The 18,776-nt window shown below is 71.9% G+C and carries 15 protein-coding genes; 9 read left to right on the forward strand and 6 right to left on the reverse strand.

Annotated elements, in window-relative coordinates:
• Positions 1-14 precede the first annotated feature (14 nt).
• On the reverse strand, positions 15-362 hold the full coding sequence (locus tag AC59HU_RS14510) for a hypothetical protein (protein WP_497224127.1): 348 nt from the start codon (positions 360-362) through the stop codon (positions 15-17).
• A 96-nt stretch (positions 363-458) separates the two neighbouring features.
• On the opposite strand from AC59HU_RS14510, the gene AC59HU_RS14515 reads away from it, so the two are divergent.
• From AC59HU_RS14515 to AC59HU_RS14530, 4 genes are read left to right on the forward strand one after another with little or no spacing between them, the layout of a single operon-like run.
• Entirely contained in the window at positions 459-1,757 is a 1,299-nt protein-coding gene (locus tag AC59HU_RS14515) for a winged helix DNA-binding domain-containing protein (RefSeq protein ID WP_497224128.1), read from the forward strand.
• Positions 1,754-2,548 (forward strand): spermidine synthase, encoded by a 795-nt coding sequence (locus AC59HU_RS14520; RefSeq protein WP_497224129.1) that lies wholly within the window; start codon positions 1,754-1,756, stop codon positions 2,546-2,548. The genes AC59HU_RS14515 and AC59HU_RS14520 overlap by 4 nt, the downstream gene beginning before the upstream one ends.
• On the forward strand, positions 2,545-3,246 hold the full coding sequence (locus tag AC59HU_RS14525) for an SOS response-associated peptidase (protein ID WP_497224130.1): 702 nt from the start codon (positions 2,545-2,547) through the stop codon (positions 3,244-3,246). The genes AC59HU_RS14520 and AC59HU_RS14525 overlap by 4 nt, the downstream gene beginning before the upstream one ends.
• Positions 3,247-3,296: 50 nt before the next feature.
• A complete protein-coding gene (locus AC59HU_RS14530) occupies positions 3,297-4,139 on the forward strand; it encodes a hypothetical protein (RefSeq protein ID WP_497224131.1) in 843 nt (280 codons plus the stop codon).
• A gap of 36 nt (positions 4,140-4,175) precedes the next feature.
• Here AC59HU_RS14530 and AC59HU_RS14535 read toward each other — a convergent pair whose 3' ends face one another.
• Both AC59HU_RS14535 and AC59HU_RS14540 read right to left on the reverse strand, forming a co-directional pair.
• Complete coding sequence (locus tag AC59HU_RS14535) at positions 4,176-5,411, reverse strand: ABC transporter permease (RefSeq protein ID WP_497224132.1); 1,236 nt, start codon at positions 5,409-5,411, stop codon at positions 4,176-4,178.
• 101 nt (positions 5,412-5,512) lie between these two features.
• Complete coding sequence (locus tag AC59HU_RS14540) at positions 5,513-9,580, reverse strand: cell wall-binding repeat-containing protein (RefSeq protein ID WP_497224133.1); 4,068 nt, start codon at positions 9,578-9,580, stop codon at positions 5,513-5,515.
• 186 nt (positions 9,581-9,766) lie between these two features.
• On the opposite strand from AC59HU_RS14540, the gene AC59HU_RS14545 reads away from it, so the two are divergent.
• The gene (locus AC59HU_RS14545; protein ID WP_497224134.1) at positions 9,767-10,909 is read left to right on the forward strand and encodes an ROK family protein; all 1,143 of its coding nucleotides are present in this window, start codon (positions 9,767-9,769) and stop codon (positions 10,907-10,909) included.
• Positions 10,910-11,023: 114 nt separating this feature from the next.
• Complete coding sequence (locus AC59HU_RS14550) at positions 11,024-11,857, forward strand: TspO-related membrane protein (protein WP_497224135.1); 834 nt, start codon at positions 11,024-11,026, stop codon at positions 11,855-11,857.
• Here the strand turns inward: AC59HU_RS14550 and AC59HU_RS14555 are convergent.
• A complete protein-coding gene (locus AC59HU_RS14555) occupies positions 11,817-13,382 on the reverse strand; it encodes a sensor histidine kinase (protein ID WP_497224136.1) in 1,566 nt (521 codons plus the stop codon). The genes AC59HU_RS14550 and AC59HU_RS14555 overlap by 41 nt on opposite strands.
• Entirely contained in the window at positions 13,379-14,083 is a 705-nt protein-coding gene (locus AC59HU_RS14560; protein WP_497224299.1) for a response regulator transcription factor, read from the reverse strand. The genes AC59HU_RS14555 and AC59HU_RS14560 overlap by 4 nt, the downstream gene beginning before the upstream one ends.
• A 288-nt stretch (positions 14,084-14,371) precedes the next feature.
• Between AC59HU_RS14560 and phoA the strand changes: the two genes are divergently transcribed.
• Positions 14,372-16,309 carry an alkaline phosphatase gene (phoA, locus tag AC59HU_RS14565; protein WP_497224137.1) on the forward strand — a complete coding sequence of 646 codons (1,938 nt, stop codon included), beginning with the start codon at positions 14,372-14,374 and terminating at the stop codon, positions 16,307-16,309.
• Positions 16,310-16,414: 105 nt separating this feature from the next.
• The gene (locus AC59HU_RS14570; protein WP_497224138.1) at positions 16,415-16,966 is read left to right on the forward strand and encodes a DUF1697 domain-containing protein; all 552 of its coding nucleotides are present in this window, start codon (positions 16,415-16,417) and stop codon (positions 16,964-16,966) included.
• A 3-nt stretch (positions 16,967-16,969) separates the two neighbouring features.
• Here the strand turns inward: AC59HU_RS14570 and AC59HU_RS14575 are convergent, their stop codons facing one another.
• Positions 16,970-17,527 (reverse strand): CGNR zinc finger domain-containing protein, encoded by a 558-nt coding sequence (locus AC59HU_RS14575; RefSeq protein WP_497224139.1) that lies wholly within the window; start codon positions 17,525-17,527, stop codon positions 16,970-16,972.
• Between the two features lie 76 nt (positions 17,528-17,603).
• Between AC59HU_RS14575 and AC59HU_RS14580 the strand changes: the two genes are divergently transcribed.
• Positions 17,604-18,674 (forward strand): EamA family transporter, encoded by a 1,071-nt coding sequence (locus AC59HU_RS14580; RefSeq protein WP_497224140.1) that lies wholly within the window; start codon positions 17,604-17,606, stop codon positions 18,672-18,674.
• Positions 18,675-18,776 lie beyond the last annotated feature (102 nt).

The following is an 18,776-nucleotide window of genomic DNA, read 5'->3' on the forward strand; positions in this document are numbered from 1 at the left end:
GGGTCGGGTCGGCGTCAGCCGAGTTCCGGGCGGCCGCCCTCGGGCGCGCCGCCCGGAGCTGTGATCGGGGGCTCGATCGGCGCCTCGGCCGGCGCATTGAGAGGTGCCGCGACCGGCGCGTCGAGAGGGGCCTCGATCGGGGCCGCGGATGCGTCGGGCGCGTCTGCGGTCTCGGCGAGCGCCTGCGCGAGCACGTCGGCGACCAGGGTGCCCTGCGTGGCCCGGTCGAGGAACCCGCGCGCGCCCGCATCCAGGAATCCCCGTCGCTTGGCCGCGACCATGATCTCGCGCACGGCCTCCTGCTTGCCCGGCGTGAGGCCGGCCACGATCCGGTCGGCCTCGATCAGCAGGTCCTTCTCCATGTCGGTTCCTCCGCCCCTCGGCCGCGACGGATGCGCCGGCCGTGCACAACGATAGCGAGCGACGCGGGCGTCGGTGGTGCGCGGCATACTGGGCGCATGAGCAGTCGACTCGCGCCCGGTCAGCGCGAACTGCTGCGCCGGCGGCTCGAGTCGCAGTGGGTGCTGGCGGGTGGGGCCGCGGAGTCGGGCGGTGCGGCGGGCTCGAGGGCATCCGGCGCCGCGCCCGAGCCCGGCGCTACCGAAGCGGGCGCTGCTGCAGCAAGCGCTGCGGAGGCGGGCGGTGCTGCGGCGGCAGGCGCTGCGGTGACGGGCGCGGCGGCCGGCGACGGCGCATCCCGGGTCGCGGCCGTCGCCTCGCAGCTGCTGGCCCTCCAGGCGCAAGACTTCGGCCAGTCGCTCTGGGCCCTCGGGGTGCGCGCGCACGGCACGACCCGCGACGACGTGGCGCGTGCCTACGACGGGGGCCTGATCGTGCGGTCGTGGCCCATGCGGGGCACCCTGCACGTCACGACTCCCGACGACCTGAGGTGGATGCTCGCGGTCACCGCGACCCGTACGATCGCCTCGATCGCCGGTCGCTACCGCGCGCTCGGTCTCGGCGACGACGACTTCGCCCGCGCCCGGGCCGTGGCGGCGCGGGAGCTGGCCGGGGGCGGGCAGGCCTCGCGTGAGGAGTTCACCGCGCTGCTCGAGGGCGCGGGGGTCGACACCAGCGGCCAGCGCGGCGTGCACCTGATCGGGCGGCTCGCGCACGAGGGTCTGCTCTGCTGGGGGCCGACCCGGGGGTCGCAACAGGCGCTGGTGCTGCTCGACGAATGGGCGCCGGCGACGCGCATCCTCACCCGGGAGGAGGCGCTCGGCGAGTTCGTGCTGCGCTACCTGCGCGGTCACGGCCCGGCCACGCTCAAAGACTTCTGCTGGTGGTCGAAGGTCACGGTAGCGGAGGCGTCGCAGGGGCTGGCGCGGGTGCGCGAGCAGGTCGAGGAGGTGTCGATCGCGGGCAGCGAATACCTCGTCACGATCGACCCGAGACCGGTCACCGCCCACCCGGCCGGACCGGACGCGACGGCTGGTGCCCTCGGCTCCTGGGTGCTGCCAGGGTTCGACGAGTACCTGCTCGGCTACCCCTCGCGGCAGCCCGCCCTCTCGGAGGCCTACGCCGACCGGATCGTGCCGGGCAACAACGGCATCTTCCTGCCGATGCTCGTGGTCGGCGGCGTCATCCGTGGCACCTGGCGCCGGCGGGTGACGAGCTCGACGGCGATCGTGACGCTCGACGCCTTCGAGCCGCTCCCCGCGACCGCCCATCGTGCGCTCGAGCGCGAATTCGCGCGCTACGGCCGGTTCCTCGGGCTGCCGGTTCGGATCGACGAGGCGAGCGGAGCCGCGCCATGAGCTGGTCCGCGACGCTGCCGACGAGCGGCACCCGGGTCGAGATCACGGCCGACCCGCTCATCCCCGGCGGCTTCGAGCTGGCGGTCGACGGGTCGCCCCAGTCGCACGTGCGCCTCGACGATCCCGGTGCGCCGTTCTACGACTACGTGCGGCGGATGGGGTCGGTGATCGACCGCATCCGGATGCCGGGTGCGCCCGTGACCGCCATCCACCTCGGTGCCGGGGCGCTCACGCTGGCCCGGTACCTCCAGGCCACCCGCCCCGACTCCGACCAGCACGTGATCGAGCTGGAGCCGGAGCTGATCGGCTGGGTAACCGAGCATCTCCCCCTCCCCCAAGGCACGCGGCTCACGGCGCACACGGGTGATGCGGCCCGGGTCGTGCACCTGCTCGCGGGCGCCGGCCCCCTGAACGCCGACCTCGTGGTCGCCGATCTCTACCAGGGCACGACCACCCCGCCGTACCTGCGCAATGCGGCGTTCTTCGCCGAGGTCGATCATCTGCTCGCCGACGACGGGGTGCTGCTCGTGAACGTCGCCGACGACGACGGCGCTCCCGCCCGCCGCGCCCAGCTGGCCGCCCTCGAGCAGGTCTTCCCGCACCTGATGCTCCTCGGGCCGACTTCGGTGCTGGAGGCCGACCGGGCGGGCAACTCCGTCATCGCGGCCTCCCGGAGCGAGCGGATGGCGGCATGGGCGCCCGAACTGCGACTCGCGGGCCCGCATCCCGGTCTGGTCATCGACCACCCCACCCGACGAAAGGACATGCCATGTGCGGACGCTTCGCGATGAGCGCCGAGACCGACGAGCTGATCTCCGAGTTCGTGGCCAGGGGCGGACGGCTGGAGGATTGGCGGCCCTCCTACAACGTCGCCCCCACCGAGGAGGCCCCGATCGTGCGCGACCGCCTGATCGACGGCGAGATCGTGCGAGAACTGGATGCGGCGGGCTGGGGCCTGAAACCCGCCTGGGCCAAGCCGGGCGGCCCGTCGCCGATCAACGCGCGGTTGGAGAGCGTCGCGAGCAACGGCCTGTTCCGCAACGCCTTCGCCCAGCGCCGGTGCATCGTGCCGATGAACGGCTACTACGAGTGGGAGGCGACCGAGCACGGCAAGCAGCCCCACTTCATCCACGCTCCCGAGACGCTGCTGGCCGCGGCCGGTCTCTACGAGGTGCGGAAGGAGAAGGACGAGTGGCAGCTGACCTTCACGATCATCACGCGCGAGGCGGCCGACGCCTCGGGCGAGGTGCACGACCGGATGCCCGTCTTCCTCACCCCCGACACCTGGGATGCCTGGATCGAGCCGCTGAAGCTCGACTCGACCGGGCAGAAGGACGAGTACGTGGCGATGCTCGACCGCTCCTCGCTGGCGGTGGCGAGCACCATCACGACCTACCCGGTCTCGAAACGGGTCAACAACGTGCGTGACACCACAGTCGCGAAGGACGACCCCACCCTGATCGCCCCCCTCGAGGCCCCCGAGTCCTGACCCCGCCGGCACGGGAGGGAACCGGATCGGGGGAACGGACACTAGAGGATATGAGCGAGATCACACCCCCTGAGCAGCCGCGGTCCCGTCGTCGGGCGACGATCGTGGGGATCGTCGCACTCGCCGCCGCCGTGGTGGTCGCCGTCGTCGTGGCCGTCACGGTCGTGCTGCCGGGGAGCTCCCCCACGGCCGGGACGGCGACGTCGGCCGCGGGCACCACGTCGACCCCGCAGCCGAGCGCCACGCGCGCGGCGACCCCGACGCCCGCCCCGACCCCGACCGCGCCGGGATCCGCCGCACCGACACCCGCGCCGACCCCGGGCGCAGCGTCGCCGGCACCCGCGCTTCCCGGGGATCCGGGCGGAGCGGCCGAGGACCCGTCCGACCCGAGCACCTGGACCATCCGCTTCGACGGGGTCGGCCCGGTCACGATCGGGGTGCCGATGGAGGACCAGCGCGCGGTGCTCCCGGACTTCACCGACATCACCGACCCGAGCTGCACCGAGTACTACCTCGATCTCGAGGCGCCGACGGGCTTCTCGATCCTGCTGCTCGGCGGCGCGGCCCAACCGCAGACGACGTCCGGGGTCACCTTCGGCAACGGCGGCGGCACGGGGCCCGAGACCGCCGCGACGACGCCGAGGACCCCGGAGGGCATCGGGATCGACTCGACCCTCGACGACCTGCTCGCCGCCTACCCGGGGATCGAGAAGACCGGGATGTACCAGTCCGACGACTATCCGTACTACGGCATCACGGACGGCCAGGGCGCGTGGATCGTGTTTGCGCTGCTCCAGGGGAAGGTCGGCACGATCCAGATCGCCAACGAGGCCGTCCTCCCGCCGGAGAACCGCTCGGTCAAGACCATCCCCAGCGAACGCTGCCCCGCCTGACGAGGAGGAACGCCGACGAGGTGGCGGCACCGCGGGTCAGGGCTCGGCGGAGGGGCGGTCCGGGGCGATCCGCCGCTCGGCCGAGCTGGGCAGCTCCACGACGTCGATCGCCCCCGTCTTCTCCCCCGCCACGCTGATCTCGACCGCGTCGACGCGCCCCGCGCCGTACTTGATCCGGCGCGCGATCACGAACCCGGCCGTCGAGGCGACCAGCCAGACCCCGAGCACCAGGTACGGCTCGGGATGCACGGCGTCGGGGAAATACGTGAGGTCGCGCAGCGCCCGCACCGTCGCCCCGGTCGGCAGCCACCGGCCCATGAACTCGTAGAACGGCGGCAGCAGCTGCGGGGCCACCGCGCCACCGGAGGACGGATTGCTGATCAGGATGAACAGCACCCAGGTGGGCAGGAGCGCCCACTTCCCGCCGATCACGACCCGGAAGAAGCTGTACACGGCTCCGGCGACGAACACACTCGTCGAGAGCACACCCCAGACCGGCAGGAACGGGAAGCTCTCGAACCGGAGCACCGGCCCGGCCGTCAGCGTGACGACCAGCCCGACGAGCACCGCCCGGCCCGCATCCCACGCCAGCTCGCCGCCGAGTGTCAACCCGCCGGCGTTCACCCGGGTCTGGATCGCCCCGACGAAACCGATGATGGTCGAGGCCAGCGCGAGGTAGAACAGCACCAGCCCACCCGGGTCGCTCGGGCTGAGCGGGTTGAGGTCGGTCACCGTGAACGTCACGCCCAGCGCGCTGCCCAACTGCGTCGCGTCGCTCTCGATCAGCCGGGCGACGGAGGCGCCGGACGCGCTCGAGATGAGCAGCCGGGCCCCGGCGCCGGGCTCGACCACGACGACGGCATAGATCTCCTGCTGCTGGATCGCCGCCTCGGCGGACTGCTCGCTGGGGAACGCGCGCACGTCGAACGAGGTGCCGGTGACCGACTGCAGGCTCTGGTCGAGGGCGACCGGCGCGACGGTCTCGGACACGACGCCGATCGGCACGTCGTGGGGCTGGGGGTTGCCCATCGCCAGGCTGTAGGAGGTGACGAAGAGGGCGGCGAACACCGAGACGAGCAGCGAGACGACCAGCGCCGGACGGTTGGGCCCGGTCACCACCCGCCGCACGGCGACGATCGAGCGGTGCATCGCGGAGTCGGAGCCAGCACCAGCACCGGAGCCAGAGCCGGTGCCAGCGCCAGCACCAGCGCCAGACGCAGACCCAGCACCAGACGCAGACCCCGCGTCGGAACCACGATCGTGATCGGCCATGCGATCACGCTAGCGGAGCCCCGCCCCCGGACACCACGAAGGCCTCCGGCCAAACCCCGGGTACACCCGAGATCCCGACCGGAGGCCGCCGCCGGCTTACGCTAGCCCGCCGCGCACGGGGTCAGGCTCGCCACCGCGGGCGAGAGCGTGAGCTCGCCGCCGAGGAGGGTGACCTTGTTCGCGCCGAGCGCCTCGATCTGCGCCAGCGTCTCGGCCGGCACGCAGGTGCCCGGAACCGTGAACAGCGGAGCATCGATGCGCGGGGCGAACGCCGAGCCGGAGAGCGCATCCGGGAACTTCTCCCCGGTCGCGATCACGACGTCGTCGGCCGAGGTGAAGAAGTGCGCGTTGATGGCCCGCGACGACGCGTACCGGTCGGCACCCGCGAGACGGGTGGTCGACCCGATCGTGGCGGCCTGGGTCGCGATGCCGGCCGAGACCGAGGCCTCACCACCGGCGATCAGCACCTCGTCGACGCCCAGCTTCTCCAGCAGGGCGACCGTGGCGTCGTCCAGCGTCGGGGCGGAGCCGTCGACGAGGATGACCGGCGCCTTGCCGTCGACCGCGGCTCCCGCCGAGAGCGCGTCCGGGAAGCTGGTCCCCGTGGCGAGCACGGCGGTTCCGGCTCCGGTCGGGAACGAGGCGGCCGCGATCTCCCGCGACGTCTCGTACCGGTCGGCACCGCTCACGCGGCTGACGGTCGCGATCGTGGCCAGCTCGGTCTCGACAGCCGCGCTGACCGATCCCTCACCGCCGACGATGACGATCGACTCGGGGTCGAGGCGCTTGATCTCCTCCTCGACCGAGGCCGGCAGAGCCGCACCCTGGGTGAGCAGGATCGGCGCGCCGCTGATGGTCGCCGCGGGGGCGGCCGACAGCGCATCCGGGAACACCTCGCCGGAGGACACGTAGACCGTGCCGGCACCGTCGGGGAAGCCCGCCTTGGACGTGTTGACCGAGACCTCGTAGCGGTCGGCGCCGTCGATGCGCGCCGTCGTGCCGTCGGAGACCGAGCTGCGGGTCACCGAGACGAGGTTCTGCAGGTCGGGGTAGCCGGCCGAGTACGGTCCGACGTCGATGCCCGAGACGCCCTTGATGCCCGCGAGCTCTTCGAAGCCGGCCGTGTGGATGGCGACGTCGAGGATCGTGGAGACACTGCGCTGCAGGTCGCCCAGACGGAGGTTGAACCCCGTCGTGGAGTAGTTGCCGCGCACCGTGACGGTGTACGAGACCACCGGGCTCGTGGCATCGGCCGGGTTCTGACGAACCACGTCCGACACCGTGATGGCGGGTCGCTGCGTCGCGGTCAGCGCCGAGCTGTTCGCCCCCGTGAGGTAGGACTGCACCTCGTCGTAGGCGGCCTGCACGCTCGTCGGCTGCGCCGTCGCGGCGAACACCTCGTTGTTGATCGCGTCACGCGTGATCGTTCCCGAGGCCCGGGCGGCACCGAAGTCGGTGCTCGCGTCGACCGTCTTGCTGACCGTGTCGACACCGGTGGCCGAGGGGGCCAGACCGTTGAACTGCCACGACCACGACGTGCGGGTCGGGGTGACCGTCTTGGTGTAGACGGGCAGCCCGGTCGAGTCGATGCTCGGGGCGGTCTTCTTCGAGGCGTTGACGATCTCGCCGGGGTTTCCACCGGGCTCGATCAGGTCGTTGCCGGCGTACATCACGGCGGTGGCGCCGGTGCGCGGTCCCGCACCCCAGTCGCTCATCACCAGGCCGCCGAAGCCCCACTCACCGCGCAGGATGTCGGTGTCGAGGTCGTACGAACCGGAGGTGTACGTGCCGTTGATCTTGTTGTACGAGCTCATGACGGCCATCGGCTGGGCGCCCTTGACCGCGATCTCGAAGCCGCGCAGGTAGATCTCGCGCAGCGCCCGCTCGCCGATCACCGAGTTCGACGAGGTGCGCGCCGTCTCCTGGTTGTTGGCGGCGTAGTGCTTGATCGTGACACCGATACCGGGAACGCTCTGCACGCCCAGCGTCGTCGACACCGCCGTGAGACCGGCGACGAGCGGATCCTCCGAGTAGTACTCGAAGTTGCGGCCGTTCAGCGGGTCGCGGTGGATGTTCATGCCCGGCGCGAGCCAGAGCGTGACACCGTACTCGGCCATCTCGGCGCCGACCGCGGCCGAGACCTGCTGGATCAGGTCGCGGTCCCAGGTCTGGGCGAGAGCGGTGCCGATGGGCCATGCGGTCGCGTACTGGTACGTCGGCGTGGGGCCGGCGATCTCCTTGGTGATGCGGAGTCCGGCCGGGCCGTCGGCGAGCGTCATGCCCGGGATGCCCTGTCCCTCGTACTTCGAGGTGGTGTAGCCGGCGGCGCCCACGGCGCTCGCGATGCTTCCGCGGCCCGAGGAGCCCTCGGCGATCGTGGCCAGCTGCACGAGCGAGAGGCCCGTGACGAACTGGTCCATGCTCACCGTGCCCTTGGCCACGTCGAAGAGCGTCGCGCCGGCGACCGGGGTCGTCGGGGTGACGGTCTCACCGGTCTTGGCCTGGTACGGCGCCCCGGTGCCCTCCCAGTCGGTGACCGACGGGTCGACGTGCGCGTCGACGCTCGAGATCATCGAGCCGTCGATCGCCGCGTAGGGCGAGCTCGGGTCGACCGCGACATCCTGCTGGTACTCCGAGGAGTTGTCCGGCGTGACGAATCCGGTGGTGTCGAGCGTGATGACGGAGGCGGCGGCGACCTCGGCGGCCTCGCCCTCGTAGGAGTAGAACTCCGCCGGCGAGCTGGTCAGCTCGCTCGCGGGCGCCTGGTCGGTCACCTCGTTGGCGAGCTGCTCGGTGACGAGCTCGTCGCCGAGGCGCACCACTCCGGCAACGTGGGTGTCGCGCGAGGAGTCGCCGACGCGCACGACGTAGTCGCCGGCACCCATCACCTCGGCCGCGCGGGTGGTGTCGTAGGACGACATCTGCGTGGTCGTGTACGAGAGGGTCAGCGTCTGCGACTCACCCGGGGCGAGCACATCGGTCTTCCCGTAGGCGGCGAGCTCCTGGTACGGCTCGTCGAGGCCGCCCTGGGGGGCCGAGTAGTAGACCTGCACGGTGTCGCGACCCGAGTAGGTGTCGCCGGTGTTCGTGACACGGGCGCGCACGGTCACCTGACCGGAGTCGGCCGTGACCGAGACCGGCTCGACCTGGAAGTCGGTGTACGACATCCCGTAGCCGAACGGGTAGTTGACCACGCCCGCGGGGTCGGCCGGGTCGATGGTGGTGTACTTCGAGTCGAAGTAGCGGTAGCCGACGTAGATGCCCTCGCTGTACTGCTCGGTCGCCGAGTCGGCGTCGTTGTTCGCGAAGGTGCTCGAAGCCGGGTAGTAGGAGTATTTCGACGCCCAGGTGTCGGTGAGCTTGCCGGCCGGTGTGACCTTGCCTGCGAGCACGTCGGCGACGGCGTTGCCGGTCTCCTGCCCGCCCTGGCTCGTCAGGAGCACCGAGTCGATGGCCTCCCCGCCCGCGGGGTCGGTGGTCGAGGCGTTGATGGTCTCGACGAACGAGGTGTCGACGACACCGCCGACGTTGAGCAGGACGACCACGTTCTTGTAGGTCTGCCCGAGCAGGGCGATGTCGTTGCGCTCGACGTCGGTGAGCAGGTAGTCGCCGGCGCCCGACTTGCGGTCGGCACCTTCACCGGAGCTCCGCGCGAGCACGAACACGGCCGTGTCGGTCGCCGCGGTCGGCGCGACCGTGTCGGTGGTGAGCACCTGCTCGACCGAGGAGTAGTCCACGGTGGGGCTGCCGAAACCGCCGGTGGCGTTCGCGTACTTGGCGTCGTACGCCGCCTTCATGGCGTCGTAGTAGCCGGGGCTGGTGGTGATCGTGTAGCCGGCGGACTCGAGGCCCTGGCGCACGGAGACCGTGTAGCGGTTGTTCACGTCACCGGAACCGGTGCCGCCCTTGACGGTCTTGTAGCTGCCGACGCCGAACAGGGCCACGGGGCCGCTGTCGGCGAGCGGCAGGCTTCCGCCGTCGTTCTTCAGGAGCACCATGCCGTCGGCCGCGGCCTGTCGTGCGAGCTGCGCATGGGCGAGCTCGAGCTGCCCCGGGTTCGGGTCGGTGGTCGCGGCATTGGCCGCACCCACCCCGAACGCCCCTAGGGATGCGCAGACGGTGGCGGCGGCGACCACACCGCTCGCCAGCCTGTTTCTCAGGATTTGCATTCGCTGTCCTCTCTGACAACGTCGATGGGCCTAATTACCCGTGAGGACAGCTATCGCCCCCGTGGTCGACCCTAAGAGGGCCCTATGAAACGGTCAATCCGTTTTAAAATCGCGATTCGGGTTTTTTTGCTGAAAAGCGTCCGAATTAGGAGCTCCAGCGTCCGTGCAGCCGCTAGCGTGCGAGCCATGACCCAGGGCGACCCTCTCGCGAACACCCGCACCGATGCCGCCGTGCTCGCACTCGTCGCCGCCGCCGGCGACACCAGCCGGGCCGAGCTCGCCGCGACCGCCGGCATCGCGCAGAGCACGGTCAATCAGGCCGTCTCCCGGCTGCTTCGCCGCGGCCTGCTGCGGCAGATCACCACCGGCCCCAAGGGTGCGGGATCCGGCAGCGGACGCCCGGCGGCGCGGCTGGCGCTGGCCCGGGAGTCGGGGGTCACGGCGGCGATCGACTTCGGCCACAACCACGTGCGGGTGGCGGTGGCGGATGAACGGGACGGCTTCGCGGCCGAGCGCGAGCTCCTGATCGACGTCGACCTCCGCGGGGCCGAGGCGATGGAGGGTGCGGCGACGCTGCTGAGCGACCTGCTCGCCGAGTCGGGCAAGCAGATGCCCCCGGCCCTGGTGGTCGGCATCCCCGGGCCCGTCGACTCGCGGACCGGGCTGGTCCGATCCCCGACCATCCTCTCGAGCTGGATCGGGATGGCGCCGGCCGCAGCGCTCGGCGAGCGGCTCGGCACCTCGATCCGGATCGAGAACGACGCCTTCCTCGGCGCCTACGGCGAGCTGCGCCACGGAGCCGGACGGTGGGCGAACACTTTCCTCTACGTCAAGGTCTCGAACGGCGTCGGGGCGAGCCTCGTCATCGACGGCAAGCCGTTCCGCGGGGCCAGCGGCCTGTCGGGCGAGATCGGGCACATCGGCCTGCCGAACCGCACCGAGGTGTGCCGCTGCGGCAACCGCGGCTGCCTCGAGGCCGTCGTCTCGGTCGGCGCGGTCACCGCGCAGATCGCCCTCACCCGCCAGGATCCCTCGATCGACCTGTTCGCCGAAGACCGTCCGGGATCGCCCGGCTATCGCGTGCTCGAGGAGTCCGGCCGGGTCCTCGGCCGGGTGCTCGCCGCCTGCTGCGACCTGCTCAACCCGAACGCGGTCGTGCTCGGCGGAGAGCTGGGTGCGAACAGTCCAGCCTTCGTCGACGGCGTTCGGGCCTCGATCCAGCGGTACGCTCAGCCCGCCGTGGCGGGCGCCCTGCGGGTGCTGGCCGCCGAGACCGGGGGGCGCGCGGAGATCGTGGGGGCGATGGCGCTCGCGGAGACGAGCGGGTAAAGCGGCTGAAGCGGCTGAAGCGGCTGAGGCGGCTGAAGCGGGTAAAGCGACTGAAGCGGAAAGTAACTAAGCTGGTTAGCGAAATACATCCGTCACGACCAGCCGGAGGCGACCATGACCGCGACCCACCCCCTCAGCTCGACCCGCGCGGCGACCGGGAGCGACCGCGTGCGCCAGGTGGTCGTGGCGGCGAGCGCCGTCTTCGCCGTGATCGGCTCCTTCGTGGGCTCGGGCGCCGCGGGCGGCACCCCGATCCAGGATGCGGCCGGTGGCGCCCTCGGCGCCGACTCGACCCTGATCGCCCCGGCCGGGCCCGCCTTCTCGATCTGGTCGGTGATCTACCTCGGCCTGATCGCCTACGCCGTGTGGCAGTTCCTTCCGCGCCAGACGGCCTCGCCGCGGCAGCGACGGCTGGGCTATCCGGTCGCCGTGACCCTCATCCTCAACGCGGCCTGGATCCTCAGCGTGCAGGCGGGTCTGCTCGCCCTGAGCGTCGTGGTGATCGTGCTGCTGCTGGCGGCGCTCCTGGTCACCTTCGTGCTCGTCATCCGCACCCGGCGGCCCGGCCAGGGCGTGATCGAGTCGATCGTGCTCGACGGCACCATCGGCCTCTACCTCGGCTGGGTCTCGATCGCGACGGCGGCGAACGTGACGGCGGCGCTCCAGGCGGGCGGCTTCGACGGTTTCGGCCTGCCGGCGGAGGGGTGGGGCATCGCGATCGTGATCGTGGCGGGACTCGCCGGGATCGGGCTGGCGGCCTACGGTCGCGGCCGGCTCGCGCCCGCGGCCTCGCTCGCCTGGGGCCTGGCGTGGCTCGCGGTGTCACGCACGACGGGTGAGCTGGTGAGCGCGCCCGTGGCGACGACGGCCTGGATCACCGCGGCCGCCGTGGTCGTGGCGACCGTCGTCATCCGGATCGCGGGTCGAGGCGCGCCAGCCGCACGGTGAACGCGGTGCCGGCGGGGCTCGAGTCCACGGTGATGGCGCCCTCGTGGGCCTCGACGATCGAGGCGACGATCGCGAGCCCCAGACCCGAGCTGCCGGCGCGACGCGAACGCGAGGAGTCGCCGCGGGCGAAGCGCTCGAAGAGTTCCGGCACGAGCTCGGGGGCGATCCCCGGCCCGTCGTCCGCCACCTCGAGCTCGGCGACCCCGGGGCCGGGCACCCGCACCCGCGCGGTCACCGAGGTGCCCTCCGGGGTGTGGACGGCGGCGTTGGAGAGCAGGTTGAGCACGAGCTGGTGCAGGCGTTCCCGATCGGCGGTCACCACGACCGGCTCGTCCGGGACGACGATCGACCAGCGGTGGCCGGACCAGGTGGCGCGGGCGTCGCTGGTCGCATTCTCGACCACCTCGCCCAGGTCGACCGCGTCGAGGTGCAGGTCCTGCCCCTCGTCGAGCCGCGCCAGGAGCAGCAGGTCGCTGACCAGCGAGTTCATCCGGCGGGCCTCCGACTCGATCCGGGCGAGCGAGTACTCGGTGACCTCGGGCAGCTCGGCGCTGTCCTGCCGGGTGAGCTCGGCGTAGCCCTGGATGGCGGCCAGCGGGGTGCGCAGCTCGTGGCTGGCGTCGGTGACGAAGCGGCGCATCCGTCGGTCGGTCGCGGCGCGCACGGCGAGCGCGTCGTCGACGTGGGCGAGCAGCCGGTTCAGGGCCTCGCCGACCTTGCCGACCTCGGTGCGCGGGTCGGTGTCGGATGCCTGCACCCGCGTCGTGATGCCGACGTCGCCGCGATCCAGCGGCAGCGTCGTCACCTCGACCGCCGTGCCCACCACGCGCGCGAGCGGGCGGAGGCCGAGCCGCACCACCACCACGGTGCCGACGAGGATGATCGCGAGGGCGAGCAGGGCCAGCACGACCAGGATGAGTGTCTGCTGCCGCACCGCCGCGTCCGCTGTCGCCATCGACATGCCGGCGACGAGCGTTCCGCCGTGCCCGTCGCTCTCGACCGCGACCCGGTAGCCGCCGAGGTCGGGGAGAGGGATGCTCTGCCGCTGGCCGTCGGTGAGGGTGAGCGACTCGAGCGCCGCGGTCACCGCCGGGTCGAGCGGGCGGGCGTCGGAGTCGGAGAACTCGGCCGAGTCGACGACCCGGCCGCCCTGGATCAGCGCGATGATCGCCCCGGGGCCGTGCCCGACGAAGTCGACGAAGGGCTTGTCGCCGCGCGAGGGGGCGCCGGCGCCCGCGCCCGACGCCGAACCCGCGCCCGAGCCCGCCGCCCCGCCGACCCCAGAGCCGTAGTGGAACTTCTCGACCGAGTGCCGGAACGCCGACATCGACCCGGTCAGCTGGGTGTCGACCACCGCGGTCACCGAGGAGGTCACCGTCACGACGCTCACGATCCCCACCGCGAGCAGCACGGCCGCGACCACGGCCACCACCCCGACGACGAGTCTGTTCGCCAGCGACCACGGACGCCGGGTGGCCGGGCGGCCGACCTCCGACGCGCCGGCGCCCGAGGGCTCGCCGCTCACTCGACCGGCCTCAGCACGTAGCCGACCCCGCGGACCGTGTGGATCATCGACGGCCGCTCGGCGTCGATCTTCTTGCGCAGGTAGGAGACGTACAGGTCGACGATGCTCGCCTTGCCCGCGAAGTCGTAGTTCCAGACATGGTCGAGGATCTGGGCGCGCGAGAGCACCCGGCGCGGGTTGCGCATGAAGAACCGCAGCAGCTCGAACTCGGTCGTCGTGAGCGTGATCGCCACCCCCGCGCGGTTGACCTCGTAGCTCGTCTCGTCCAGCAGCAGGTCGCCGACGATGATCCGGGAGTCCTCGTCCGAGGTCACCATCATCGAGCGGCGCAGCAGTCCGCGGAGCCGTGCGACCAGCTCCTCGAGACTGAACGGCTTCGTCATGTAGTCGTCGCCGCCCGCGGTGAGGCCGATGATCCGGTCGTCGATCGAGTCGCGGGCGGTCAGGAACAGGGTGGGCGAGGTCGCCTCGACCTCGCGCATCCGCCTCAACAGCGTGATGCCGTCGATGTCGGGGAGCATGATGTCGAGCACGACCACGTCGGGCCGCCGGGTGCGGTAGCTCTCGAGGGCGGTCTCGCCGTCGTGGGCGACCTCCACGCTCCAGCCCTCGTAGCCGAGGGCGAGCGAGACCAGGCTGGTCAGCACCTGCTCGTCGTCGACCAGCAGCACCCGGATCGGCGATCCGTCCGGCCGGTACATCCGGGGCAGCTTCGCCAGCACCGCACGCCGACGCCCGGTCGAGTGCAGCTCATCGGGGGTCGGGGCGTTCGTCACGGTCCATTGTCGCTCGACGGCGAGCCCGCCCTCCACCGCTCATCGGGCATTCCTAGCTCGCGCAGATGTTTCGACCCCCGTTCGGGGTACAGCTGACGGATGCCCGTCGTTCACCCGGTGGTCACCGTCGGTTCAGCGGCGTTCTTCCCGCGGCGGCTCTGCTGGGAACCGCACCCGGCACGGGGTGCATCCCCTTCGAGCACGGAGCACACGATGGAGTCACATTCCCCCTCCCGCGGAGGCCGACGGCGCACGCTGATCGCGGCAGCCGCCCTCCTGACGGCCGCGAGCATCAGCCTCCCGGTGGCCGCGTTCGCCGACGCCGGCGACGACCTGTCGGTCAACGGCGGCGCGACCCGCAACACCGGCGACAAGACCGCGGCCCTCCGCGCCTCCATCGTCGACGGACCGGCCAAGAACGTCATCCTGCTGATCGGCGACGGCATGGGCGACTCCGAGATCACCGTCGCCCGCAACTACGCCTACGGCGCGGCCGGCGAACTGCCCGGTATCGACGCGCTCCCCCTCACCGGCCAGTACACGACCTACTCGCTCTACCGCGACGGCGACGCCAAGGGCAAGCCCGACTACGTGCCGGACTCCGCCGCGACCGGCTCGGCCTGGGCCACCGGCACCAAGACCTTCGACAACGCCATCTCGGTCGACATCGACGGCAAGCCGCAGCAGACCCTGATCGAGATCGCCAAGGCGAACGGCCTCAAGACCGGTGACGTCTCGACCGCCGAGATCCAGGATGCGACCCCGGCCGTGCAGGTCGCCCACGTCGACGCGCGCAGCTGCTACGGCCCCGACAGCACCAGCTGCGGCGACGACGCCCTCGCCGCCGGCGGCCTCGGCTCGATCAGCGAGCAGCTGCTGGACACCCGCCCCGACCTGACCCTGGGCGGCGGCTCGACCGCCTTCGGCCAGACGGCCAAGGCCGGTCAGTGGAACGGGCAGACGCTCTTCGCGCAGGCTCAGGACCGCGGCTACCAGGTCGTGTCGGACGCCGCGGGCCTGTCCGCGGTGAAGACGGCCGACCAGAGCGCACCGCTGCTCGGCCTCTTCACCCCCGGCAACTTCCCCACCCGCTACGCGCCCTCTGAGGCGACCGTGGGCGGAGCGAGCCTCGCTCCCGTCACCTGCCAGCCCAACCCCGCGCGCCTGGAGTCCGGCCTGTCGCTGTCGTCGCTGACGAACAAGGCGATCGACCTGCTGAACACCGGCACCGGAGCCGACGACAAGGGCTTCTTCCTGCAGGTCGAGGGCGCCTCGATCGACAAGCAGGACCACGCCGCGAACGCCTGCGGTCAGATCGGTGAGACCCTCGACCTCGACGAGGCCGTGCAGGCCGCACTCGCCTTCGCGGAGAAGGACGGCAACACCCTCGTCATCGTCACCGCCGACCACGCGCACACCTCGCAGATCGTCGACAGCACCCCGCCGGCGACGCTCAGCACCGCGCTGACCACGGCCGACGGCACCATCATGAAGGTGGCCTACGGCACCGCGGCGGCCGGCGGCTCGCAGCAGCACACCGGCACCCAGCTGCGGATCGCCGCGTACGGCCCCGGTGGAGCGCAGGTCGTCGGCCTCACCGACCAGACCGACAACTTCTTCACGATGGCGAACGCGCTGAAGCTGAACCGCAACACGGCTTCGCTGAGCAGCACCGCCACCGCGACGCTGTCGAAGACCACGGTCGCTCCCGGCGAGCAGCTCTCGGTCACCGGCCAGGGCTTCCAGGGCGACCGCCAGCTCGGGGCCGTCGTGGCCTCGACCCCGGTCGACCTCGGCTCGAACGACGTGATCGACGGCAGCACCTCGTACGACTTCACCGCCCCGACCGAGCCGGGCACCCACTCGGTGACCCTGACCGGGCGCCAGAGCGGCAAGGTCGTCACGGCCGAGTTCACCGTCGTCGCCGCGGGCACCGGCACCTCGAACCCGCCCGCCGGCGGAGCCGGTGCGGGTGCGGGCGCCGGAACGGGCGGCTCGGGATCGGGCTCCTCGGCCACCGCGGGCTCGGGCGCCTCGGCGCTCGGCTCGACCGGCGCCGTCGTGGCACCGTTCGCGGCGCTCGGCGCGCTGCTCCTCGCGGCCGGCGCCGTGATGGTGATGCAGCGACGTCGTCAGGCGCAGCAGCACTAGACCGCGACGCGGTCGATCGGGGCGGGCTCATCCTCAGGGTGGGCCCGCTTCGGGGTTCGCGCCGTCGGGGTTCGCAGCGTCGGCGGCCGGTTGTACGGTGGGCGCATGAGGTACGCAGCGCTGCTCCGGGGCGTCAACGTCAATGGCATCACGATCAAGAGCGCCGACCTGGCCGAGCTGTTCCGCTCGCTCGGGTTCGGGGCAGTGAAGACGGTCCTGGCCTCCGGCAACGTGGTCTTCGAGACCGCCGGCGAGAAGGCGACGGCGAAGGATCGCGCGGCGGTGAAGGCGACGATCGAGAAGGCGCTCGGCGACCGCTTCGGCTACGACGCCTGGATCGTGCTGATCGTGCACGACGACCTGGCCGCCGTCGTCGACGGGTACCCATTCCCCGAGACCGACGAGACGCATCCCTACGTGGTGTTCAGCACGGATGCGGGAGTGCTCGCCGAGGTGGCCGAGACGGCGGCCGGCCTCGACCCCTCGGGCGGCGAGCAGGCCGCCCCCGGCCCCGTGGGGCTGGAGCCCGGGGTCGTCTACTGGCAGTGCCCGAAGGGGTCGAGCACCGACACCCCGTTCTCGAAGTACCTGGCGAAGGCGCGGTTCAAGTCCTCCACCACGACGCGGAACCTGCGCACGCTGCGGAAGCTGCTCTAGCCGCTACGACTCCGACGAGCGGCGGGCGCGGTACGCGTGCACGTTCATCCGGTTGCCGCAGTTGCCCGCGTCGCAGAAGCGCTTCGAGCGGTTGCGCGAGAGGTCGACGAGCACGGCGTCGCAGTCGTCGGCGGCGCAGCGCTTGAGCCGGTCGAGCTCGTCGCCGCGGATCACGTCGACGAAGGCCATGGCGACCTCGACGGCCATGCGGGTCGCGAGGGGCGCCTCGGATCCGGTGGCGTGCAGGTGCCAGTCCCAGTCGCCGTGCCGCACCAGCTGGGGCAGCGCGTCCGCGTCGCGGAGGATGCCGTTCACCAGCGCGACCGAGTCGTCGCGCTCGAGCTCCCAGAACCGGCGGAACAGCGGGCGCAGCGCCCGGACGGCGTCGAGCTCGGCGGTGTCACCGTCGCGGCGGCCCGAGTAGTCGTTCTCGTCGAGCAGGGCGACGAGGGAGGGCAGGTCGGAGAGCGTGTCCTCATCCGAACCCGCCACGCGCTCCCCCGAGTTCACCAGCGCCGAGGTGAACGCGAGAGTCGCCTCGGTGTCATAGGCAAAGACCATGTTGACTCCTGACATCCCGCGCGGTTAGTGTCATCATCGTAATGGCATTTCACTCCTGACAGGCGAAGGGCACCCGATGAGCGCTCCGGTACGGCCCACCCTCGGCTCAGGGGGCTCAGGGAGCTCAGGGGGCTCGGGCGGCTCGGGCAACTCGGGCAACTCGGGCGGCGCCCGCGTCTCGGGCGGCGCTCTCTCGTCGACGGTCGCCTCGCACAAGGCCTCCGGCCTCGCGCTGGCTCTGCTCGCCGCGGCCGCCTTCGGCACGAGCGGCCCGTTCATCAAGCCCCTCCTCGACGCGGGCTGGTCGCCGGCCGCCGCCGTCGCCGTGCGCGCCGGCGCGGGCGGGCTGCTGCTCCTGCCGGCCGCGCTCGTGGCGCTGCACGGGCGGTTCCGGATGCTCGCCGCCGCCTGGAGACTCGTGCTCGCCTACGGTCTCGTGGCCGTGATCGGCGCCCAGGTCTTCTACTTCGCCGCGATCGAGCGGCTGCCGGTCGGCATCGCGCTGCTGATCGAGTACAGCGCCCCGATCCTGCTGGTGCTGCTCGCCTGGGCGCGCACCCGCATCCCCCCGGCCCTGCTCACGATCATCGGCGCGGTGCTGAGCATCGCCGGGCTCGCCCTGGTGATCAACCCCTCCGGATCCGCGGGGCTCGACGTGCTCGGAGTGGTCTTCGCCCTGGCCGCCGCGGTCTGCCTGGCCGGCTATTACCTGATCTCGGCGCTGCCGACCGGGGGGCTGCCGCCGGTGACGCTCGTGAGTGTCGGGCTCCTCGTGGGCGCGGCGGCGCTGGGCCTGGTCGGGGCGACCGGGCTGATCCCGCTCGCGTTCTCGTTCGACCCGGTGACGATGCCGCTGGTCGGCTCCGTGCCGTGGTTCGTGCCGATGGGCGTGGTGGTCGTGATCGCCACCGCGGTGGCGTACCTGGCCGGGCTGCTCGGCGCGATCCGGCTCGGCTCGCGGGTCGCCTCGTTCGTAGGGCTGGTCGAGGTGCTGTTCGCGGTGCTCTTCGCCTGGCTGCTGCTCGGCGAGGTGCCCACGATCGTGCAGGCGCTCGGCGGGGCCCTGATCGTGGCGGGCGTGGTCTTCGTGCGACTGCAGCGCGATCCGCCGCTGCCGGAGCCGATCACGCCTGACCCGCTGGCCTGACGGGCGCCCGCTCGCCTGAGGGGCGCCCGCTCGCCTGACGGGTGACCGTCGGGTGCGGATGCGGATGCGGAGGCGGGTGCGGTGGGTTCCCGGATGCGGTAG

The sequence above is a fragment of the Herbiconiux sp. 320_LB genome (genome assembly GCF_059691755.1).